Below are 7906 nucleotides of genomic sequence, written 5' to 3' on the forward strand. Positions count from 1 at the left end.
GGACCTCAGGCGTTGAAGTTCAGCTTCAGTCCCGGCCTCGGCCACCGCGCCTTGTAGAGCTTGCCGGTGCCCGACGCGGTGATCCACGCATCCCGCATGTCGGCCCCACCGAAGCAGATGTTGGTGACGATCACGTCGGGCACGGCGTGGTGCTCGGTCGTTCCGTCCGGCGAGAAGGCCGTGATCCCGCCGTTGATGATGGTCGCCACGCAGACCTTGCCATCGGCCTCGACCGCCAGGCTGTCCAGAAGCTGATAGCCGGGCAGGGTGCAGACGACATTGCCGGGCATCAGCGGCGCGGGGTCGGCCAGCACGCCGGGCGCGGCGACGTCGAACGACCACAGCCGGCCCAGCATGGTGTCGGCCATGTAGACGGTCTTCTCGTCGGGTGAGAGGCCCACGCCATTGGGCGAGACGAAGTGTTCGCGCCAGCGGACGATCTTCGAGCCGTCGGTCAGGGCGTAGTACAGGGCGCCGTACTTGCGGCCCTCCGGCGTGGTGCAGCCATGGTCGGTGAACCAGAAGCCGCCCTGCTTGTCGAACACCAGGTCGTTGGGACCCACCAGCGGCTTGCCGTCGCATTCGGTATACAGGGTGGTCACCGCGCCGGTGGCGACGTCGACCCGCTGGATCGAGCCGCCATGATGGCTGGGCGGGGTCGGGCCCGGCACGTTGAGGCCGCCCATGTCGATGAACTGGAAGCTGCCGCCGTTGTTGGTGACATAGATCGCCCCGTCCGGACCGACGGCGGCGCCGTTGGGGCCGCCCGGCAGCTCGGCCACCGTCTCGCGGCGGCCGTTCGGGGTGATCCGGCTCAGGGTCTGGCGCTGGATCTCGGTGAGGATCACCGAGCCGTCGGCCATGGCGATCGGGCCTTCCGGAAACCGCAGGCCTTCGGCGACGAGTTCCAGTTGCATGCGTCACTCCCTTTTGGCCGCCTCTGACGGGCGGGTCCGGGGAGTAAACGAGCGTTTGAACGAAGGGGCAAGGCCGTGCGTCCTTCGAGGCCGCTACGCGGCGCCTCAGGATGAGGAATTCAGAAGCAACCCACTTCCTCATCCTGAGGTGCGAGCCGATAGGCGAGCCTCGAAGGACGCACGGCCCTCAGTGCAGGTCGTAGAGCTCGTAGGCGATCAGCACCCCGTCGCTGGCCAGGAAGGCGCGGCCGTGGGCCGAGCGTACCAGGGCCTCGCGGTCCACCCACTTGGGGACGGAGTCGGAAGAGCCGGCCCCCTGGGTCGCGCACGGCACGGTCAGCCGCACCGACTGGCGCGGCTTGTAGCGGGCGCCCCGCTCGGCGCGGATCGCCCGGCCGAACACCCGGCAGCTGGCGACCTCGCCCTTGAGCAGCGGCCGGACCTTGAGCACGTCGAACACCACCACGTCGGTGGCGGCGGCCCGGGCCAGGCCGCCGTCGTCCTGGCCGGTGGTGGCGAAGGCCGCGAAGCCGGCGGCCGACAGCGCCAGGGCGCACAGGGCGGGGAGCAGACGGCGCATCAGCGGCGCTCCAGGACGCGGAACACGAAGGCGTGGTCGTCGTCGGGGCCGGCGGGGTGCTGCTCGCGCGAAACCTCGGTCCAGGCCGCCTCGTCGAAGTCGGGGAAGCTGACGTCGCCCTCGACCCGCGCCTGGACCTCGGTGAGGTACAGCCGCTTGGCGCGCGGCAGGGCCAACTCGAAGATGGCGCGGCCGCCGATCACGCAGACCTCGTCGACCCCGTCGTCGGCGGCCTGTTCCTTGGCCATCTGCAGCGCCTCCAGAAAGCTCTCGCAGACCACGGCCTGCGGGGGTTCGAAAGACCCGTCCAGCGACAGCACGATGTTCATCCGGCCGGGCAGGGGTTTCTTGGGCAGGCTGTCCCAGGTCTTGCGGCCCATGATCACCGGCTTGCCCATCGTGCGGGCCTTGAAGATCGCCAGGTCGGACTTCAGCCGCCAGGGCAGGCCGTTGTCGCGGCCGATGACGCCGTTGAGCGAGCGGGCCACGGGGCCGACGGTAAGAATAACGGACATGCCCCGTTCTTACGCTGCTCCGAACGGAACCACCACCTGTTGCGCCGAGGCGCGGGCGATCAGCTCGCCGTCAGGGCGCCGGAAATCGGCCTCGACATGGATCATGCCGCGGGTCCTGGCGACCACGCGGCCCTCCAGGGCGAGGATTTCCGCCTTGCCCACCCGGATGAAGTCGACCTTGAGATTGCTGGTGCGGAACATGGCGTCGGCCGGGGAGGCGGTCATGGCGGCGAAGGCCAGGATCTGGTCGGCCAGGGCGGCGATGTAGCCGCCGAACAGCGAGCCGTCGCTGTTGAGCAGCGCCGGCGCTGGCGTCCAGGTCTTGCGCGCCCAGCCCTCGCCCCAGTCGTCGAGACCGCCGAGTTGCAGGGTCTGGACCACCGGCGGAAAGGGCGTGTCGCCGCCCTTGATCTGGTCGAGCCGGTCGGTGGCCCAGGTCAAACCGCGACCGCCGCCTTGATATGCGGGTGGGCCTCGTAGCCTTCCAACTGGAAGTCGGCGTAGTCGAAGGCGAACAGGTCCTTCTTGTCGGCCATCTTCAGGGTCGGGAAGGGAAAGGGCTCACGCTGGATCTGCTCGCGGGCCTGGTCCAGGTGGTTCAGGTAGAGGTGGGCGTCGCCGAAGGTGTGGACGAACTCGCCTGGCTCCAGCCCGACGACCTGGGCGACCATCATCGTCAGCAGGGCGTAGGAGGCGATGTTGAACGGCACGCCCAGGAACACGTCCGCGCTGCGCTGGTAGAGCTGGCAGCTGAGCTTGCCCTCAGCCACGAAGAACTGGAACAGGCAGTGGCAGGGCGGCAGGGCCATGTCGTCGACATCGGCCGGATTCCAGGCGCTGACGATATGGCGGCGGCTGTTGGGGTTGGTCTTCAGCCCCTCGACCAGCTTGGCGATCTGGTCGATCGACTGGCCGTTGGGCGCGGCCCACGAGCGCCATTGCTTGCCGTAGACCGGACCCAGGTCGCCGTTCTCGTCGGCCCACTCGTCCCAGATCTTGCAGCCGTTGTCCTGCAGGTACTTCACGTTGGTGTCGCCGCGCAGGAACCACAGCAGCTCGACGATGATCGAGCGCAGGTGCAGCTTCTTGGTGGTCAGGACCGGGAAGCCCTTGGCCAGGTCGAAGCGGATCTGCCGGCCGAACACCCCCAGGGTGCCGGTGCCCGTGCGGTCGCCGCGCTGGACGCCGTTCTCGAGGATGTCGGCGAGCAGGTTCAGGTACTGCCGTTCCGGATGGTCGGCGGGGGCCTGCTGAGCGTGGATGGGCGTGACGGCGTTCATGGGGACAGAATGCCGTCGAATCGGCACGGTCGCCAGTGCGGTGAATAACTCTGATGGCCTTTCCCTCCCCCTTGTGGGGAGGGTGGCCCGCGTAGCGGGTCGGGTGGGGGATCGGTGCAGGGCTTCTTTGGAGCAGCGGGCCCCACCCACCAGCTTCGCTGGTCCCCCCTCCCCACAAGGGGGAGGGAAGTAGAGACCCTTTACTACCGCGCCGGATTACCGCGCCGGCTCAAGCCCGGTGTTCAGCACCCAGCCGACATTGTCGTTCTCGTCGGCGACTTCCCACCACAGGCCGTTCTTCTCGCCGGTGGGATAGACGATCGCGCCGGCGGGCAGGGCGCGGATCAGCTTGCCGCCGGCCACCGCCGTGGCCCGCATGTTGGTCACGCGGGTGGCGACGAAGGTCTTGGCCGGCGCGGCCGCGGCGGCCGTGGTGGTGGTCGACAGCAGGCCCAGGTCGGTGACCAGCTTGGTGTAGCTGTTGATGAACGACAGGGTGATGATCCGGCCGATGTCGGTGTCTTCATAGCCGCCGCCGACCGCGCCGGCGAAGCCCAGGCCGCCGCCCGCGCCCCAGCCAATGTCGTTCTTCGCCGCGTAGCCTTCCTGCACGGCCATCGTCTCGGTGGTGCGGACATTGGTCAGCGACAGCACGGTGTTGGCTTCCAGCTTCTTGGTCTTGATGCCGCCGATCAGGCCGCCGGCCCGACCGCCCAGCATGCCGCCGACCAGGCCGGCCACCGCGCCGCCGCCCGAATTGCTGTCGCTGGCCTGGACCTCGGCGACCAGCACGTAGTCGGCGGCCTTGACCTGGCCCTGGCCGACGTTGGAGCCGCGTTGCAGGCCGAGGTTTCCGCCGATGTTGCGCTCGATCTGGGCGGCGTTCAGACCCGCGCCTCGGTCGACCAGGTTGAAGCAGCCCGACTTCTGGACCATGGCCTTCAGCAGTTTCTGCGGCGAGGCCAGATTGTATTGCATCCAGCCGCGGGTGTCGTCGCCGTCCATGATCGACAGCGTGCCCAGCTTGCGCGAGCAGCGCGGGATCTCGGTCATCGCCTGGGTCTGAAGCGTTTGGGTCTTGCTGGGCTTGGCCTGGGAGAAGGCCGCCGATGGCGCGAGGATGGACAGGGTGACGCCGGCCGTCACCAGACCCGACAGCAATTTCATGAGATGCCCCTAGGTGTGCTCAATGCTTGAACGCCAACCCTAGCTTGCGGCCGGCGCTCAGCCAAGCTCCTGGGCTCATCCCGCGAAGCCGCCCTCCTCCAGGAAGGCCTGCTCGGCCGCGGTCGTGGTGCGCCCCAGCGCCGCGTTGCGGTGCGGGAAGCGGCCGAAGCGGGCGATGATGTCGCGGTGCAGTAGCGCCCATTTCAGGCCGTCGGTGTCGCCGGTGTCGGCTTGCAGCGCCTCGAACAGGCCGATGCAGGTCTCCTGGTCGGCCAGGGATTCGGAATGCTCCAGCGGCATGTAGAAGAACGACCGCAGCGTCGGATCGACCTGCCGGTCGTGGCCCGCGGCGATCGCCGCCGCGGCGACCGCCCGGGCCTTGCCGTCGGTGGCGAAGGCGTGGCCGCTGTCGCGGTAGAGGTTGCGGGGAAACTGGTCGAGCAGGATGACCAGGGCCAGGGCGCCCTCGGCGCTGGCCGTCCAGGCGTCGTACTTGCCGCGCGCGGCGGCCTGGTGGACGGGCTCGAACTTCAGGCGGATCGCCGAATCGAAGGCTTCGGACTTGGAAAACCACTTGGCCGGTCCGGCGGCGGTCCAAAAACCCAGCACATCCTGTGGTTTGGCGGTCATGAAGGTCCTCCGCAGGTCGTTCAAACGCGGTTCATGGAGCAAGGCGGACAGTGCGTACAAGGGATGAGCGTCGGGCCTAGCACAAGGCCCTCTGGAGCTTGAAATGAAACGTCTGATCACGACCGCGATGATCCTGTCGCTGCTCGGCGGCGTCGCGGCTGAGGCCGCCGGCGCCGGCGCCGCGGTCGCCCAAGGGCAGGATCAGCAGGACGGCGACCGGCGTCAACGCCGCGAGGGCGGCTGGCGCCAGCGGCAAGCGCAGGAACAGCAACCTCAACAGCAACAGCCGCAGCAACCACGACCCCAGGCCCGCCAGGACGACGGCGATCGCGGCGATCGCGGCGGTCGTGGCGAACGCCTTGACCGTCGTGGCGGGCGTCCGGCCCCCGAGGCCCCGCAAGCCGCGCCCGCGCCGCAGGTCCGGCAAGACGACGGAGATCGCGGTGGGTGGCGGGGTCAGCGACCGTCTGACGGCGACCGTGGCGACCGTGGTTATCGCGGCGACCGCGGCGACCGTGGCGGTCGGCCCGATTGGGGCGGCGGCGCCCGCCCGGCCCCCGAGGCTCAGCAACCGCCGTCCGCGCCCCGGACGCAGGTCCCGCGCGACCGCGACGGCGACCGGCGTGATGGAGATCGGCGCGATTGGAGCCGTGACGGCCGTGACCGTGACGGCCGTGACCGTGATGGCCGCGACCGTGGCGGCTGGGATCGCGGCGATCAGCGCCGTCCCGGCTTCGGCGGCCCCGGCTCCGGCGGCCAATGGCGCGATCGCGACCGCGACCGTCCGCGCTACGACCGCAACCGCTATCGCCCGTTCTATAATTCCCCGCAGCGCTACCGCGCGCCGGCCTACCGCTATCCGCGCGGCTTCTACGTCCGCCGGTGGTCGTTCGGCGACTACCTGCCGGGCGGCTGGTACAGCCAGCCCTACTATCTCGACTGGTTCCGCTACGGCCTGCCGATGCCGCCGGTCGGTTGTGAGTGGATCCGGGTGGGCGACGACGCCGTGCTGGTCGACGTCTGGTCGGGCCAGGTGCTGAGCGTCTACTACGACCTGTTCTGGTAAGCCTGAACCTTCCCTCCCCCTCGTGGGGAGGGGGGACCAGCGAAGCTGGTGGGTGGGGCCGCGCCGCGCCAATAGCGCTCTGCACCGATCCCCCACCCGACCCCTTCGGGGCCACCCTCCCCGCAAGGGGGAGGGAAATCGCTCTCGATATTCGCCGTCTTGGGACGTGTCTTTCGAGCTCTGTCGGACGCTAGGCATGGCGGCGGAACGCCCCAGCGTCTAAAACCTGGTCGCAGAGGCTTCCGGGTCACAGCGTTCTGTCGTCATCGCCTTGACGAAACGGCAAAAAAACGCTCAAACGCCCGGCCTTTGTCGCTCCGCCGTTGCGCGGGGCGGCTCGATTTGACCAGTCCTGGAGAAAAAACATGCGCGTCTATTATGATCGCGACGCCGACCTCGCTCGCATCCTGGACAAGAAGATCGCGATCGTAGGCTATGGTTCGCAAGGTCACGCGCACGCCCTCAACCTTCGGGACTCCGGCGCCAAGAACGTCGCCGTCGCCCTGCGCGCCGGTTCGGCCACCGCCAAGAAGGCGCAGGCCGAAGGCCTGCAGGTCATGACCGTGGCCGAGGCCGCCGCCTGGGCCGACCTGCTGATGATCCTGGCGCCCGACGAGCACCAGCGCGCGATCTATGCCGAAGAGATCGCCCCGAACATCCGCGACGGCGCGGCCCTGCTGTTCGCCCACGGCCTGAACGTCCATTTCGGCCTGATCGAACCCAAGGACACCATCGACGTGCTGATGGTCGCCCCCAAGGGCCCCGGCCACACCGTGCGCGGCGAGTACCAGAAGGGCGGCGGCGTGCCCTGCCTGATCGCCGTCCACCACGACGCCACCGGCAACGCCCTGGATCTGGGCCTGGCCTATGCCAGCGCCATCGGCGGCGGCCGCTCGGGCATCATCGAGACCAATTTCCGCGAGGAATGCGAAACCGACCTATTCGGCGAGCAGGCCGTCCTCTGCGGCGGCACGGTCGAGCTGATCCGCTGCGGCTTCGAAGTGCTGGTGGAAGCCGGCTACGCGCCGGAAATGGCCTATTTCGAGTGCCTGCACGAGCTGAAGCTGATCGTCGACCTGATCTATGAAGGCGGCATCGCCAACATGAACTACTCGATCAGCAACACGGCCGAGTACGGCGAATACGTCACCGGCCCGCGCATCGTCACCGCCGAGACCAAGGCCGAGATGAAGCGCGTGCTGGAGGACATCCAGTCGGGCAAGTTCGTCCGCGACTTCATGCTGGAAAACCAGGTCGGCCAACCCTCGTTCAAGGCCACCCGCCGCCGCGCGGGCGAGCACCAGATCGAGGAAGTCGGCGGCCGCCTGCGCGCCATGATGCCCTGGATCGCCAAGAACAAGCTGGTGGACGTGGCCAAGAACTAGGCTTCGGCTCCATCGCTGAAACGACGAACGGCGGGCTCGAAAGGGCCCGCCGTTTTTCGTTCGGGCCTATTTTCCAATCCGCTCTTCCCGGCGAAGGCCGGGATCCAGATCCCGTGGCGGTGCGGATGATTGGAAGATCTCAGAGCCTTTGGCGTCAGCCCCACAGCCATTCCATCTGGATCCCGGCCTTCGCCGGGAAGAGCGGATTTTGTAGAAACTCACCCCAGCACGAACACCGGCCCCCAGGCGACCTGATACCGCCGCTCTGTTCAGCCCGGATAGAGAGGTGACAGACCAGCCCGGATAGATGGGTAACAGTTCTCGCCTGATAGGTTGGAGGGCTGTGCGATGCCGTGGCGAGAGCGC

At 68.3% G+C, this 7906-nt stretch carries 9 protein-coding genes; 2 read left to right on the forward strand and 7 right to left on the reverse strand.

The window, feature by feature from the left end:
• Window positions 1-5 precede the first annotated feature (5 nt).
• The 7 genes from ASD79_RS21640 to ASD79_RS21670 form a co-directional block, all read right to left on the reverse strand.
• On the reverse strand, window positions 6-917 hold the full coding sequence (locus ASD79_RS21640; RefSeq protein WP_056725520.1) for an SMP-30/gluconolactonase/LRE family protein: 912 nt from the start codon (window positions 915-917) through the stop codon (window positions 6-8).
• Between the two features lie 187 nt (window positions 918-1104).
• Window positions 1105-1497, reverse strand: coding sequence for a hypothetical protein (locus tag ASD79_RS21645; protein WP_056725523.1), 393 nt, complete (start codon window positions 1495-1497; stop codon window positions 1105-1107).
• Window positions 1497-2012, reverse strand: a complete 516-nt coding sequence (locus ASD79_RS21650) for a dihydrofolate reductase (protein WP_056725525.1) — start codon at window positions 2010-2012, stop codon at window positions 1497-1499. Before ASD79_RS21650 ends, ASD79_RS21645 begins: the two co-directional genes overlap by 1 nt.
• Before the next feature lie 9 nt (window positions 2013-2021).
• Complete coding sequence (locus ASD79_RS21655; protein ID WP_056725527.1) at window positions 2022-2453, reverse strand: PaaI family thioesterase; 432 nt, start codon at window positions 2451-2453, stop codon at window positions 2022-2024.
• On the reverse strand, window positions 2450-3292 hold the full coding sequence (locus ASD79_RS21660; RefSeq protein WP_056725528.1) for a thymidylate synthase: 843 nt from the start codon (window positions 3290-3292) through the stop codon (window positions 2450-2452). The genes ASD79_RS21655 and ASD79_RS21660 overlap by 4 nt, the downstream gene beginning before the upstream one ends.
• Before the next feature lie 216 nt (window positions 3293-3508).
• Window positions 3509-4459, reverse strand: coding sequence for an SH3 domain-containing protein (locus tag ASD79_RS21665; protein ID WP_056725530.1), 951 nt, complete (start codon window positions 4457-4459; stop codon window positions 3509-3511).
• A 75-nt stretch (window positions 4460-4534) separates the two neighbouring features.
• Complete coding sequence (locus tag ASD79_RS21670) at window positions 4535-5089, reverse strand: DUF924 family protein (RefSeq protein WP_056725558.1); 555 nt, start codon at window positions 5087-5089, stop codon at window positions 4535-4537.
• A 103-nt stretch (window positions 5090-5192) separates the two neighbouring features.
• Here ASD79_RS21670 and ASD79_RS21675 point away from each other — a divergent pair, with 103 nt between their 5' ends.
• Together ASD79_RS21675 and ilvC are read left to right on the forward strand one after the other, a co-directional pair.
• Window positions 5193-6155: an RcnB family protein gene (locus tag ASD79_RS21675; protein WP_056725532.1), complete on the forward strand. Its 963-nt coding sequence runs from the start codon at window positions 5193-5195 to the stop codon at window positions 6153-6155.
• Between the two features lie 323 nt (window positions 6156-6478).
• Window positions 6479-7540, forward strand: coding sequence for a ketol-acid reductoisomerase (ilvC, locus tag ASD79_RS21680; protein WP_255357005.1), 1062 nt, complete (start codon window positions 6479-6481; stop codon window positions 7538-7540).
• The last annotated feature ends 366 nt before the right edge of the window (window positions 7541-7906 follow it).

It is taken from the genome of Caulobacter sp. Root655 (genome assembly GCF_001427665.1).
Classification (GTDB): domain Bacteria; phylum Pseudomonadota; class Alphaproteobacteria; order Caulobacterales; family Caulobacteraceae; genus Caulobacter.

Excerpts from the sequence above, each read along its gene's own strand:
- ASD79_RS21645 (WP_056725523.1), bottom strand. The coding sequence starts at position 1,497 with ATGCGCCGTCTGCTCCCCGCCCTGTGCGCCCTGGCGCTGTCGGCCGCC.
- ASD79_RS21670 (WP_056725558.1), bottom strand. The coding sequence starts at position 5,089 with ATGACCGCCAAACCACAGGATGTGCTGGGTTTTTGGACCGCCGCCGGA.
- ASD79_RS21640 (WP_056725520.1), bottom strand. The coding sequence starts at position 917 with ATGCAACTGGAACTCGTCGCCGAAGGCCTGCGGTTTCCGGAAGGCCCG.
- ASD79_RS21650 (WP_056725525.1), bottom strand. The coding sequence starts at position 2,012 with ATGTCCGTTATTCTTACCGTCGGCCCCGTGGCCCGCTCGCTCAACGGC.
- ASD79_RS21665 (WP_056725530.1), bottom strand. The coding sequence starts at position 4,459 with ATGAAATTGCTGTCGGGTCTGGTGACGGCCGGCGTCACCCTGTCCATC.
- ASD79_RS21660 (WP_056725528.1), bottom strand. The coding sequence starts at position 3,292 with ATGAACGCCGTCACGCCCATCCACGCTCAGCAGGCCCCCGCCGACCAT.
- ASD79_RS21675 (WP_056725532.1), top strand. The coding sequence starts at position 5,193 with ATGAAACGTCTGATCACGACCGCGATGATCCTGTCGCTGCTCGGCGGC.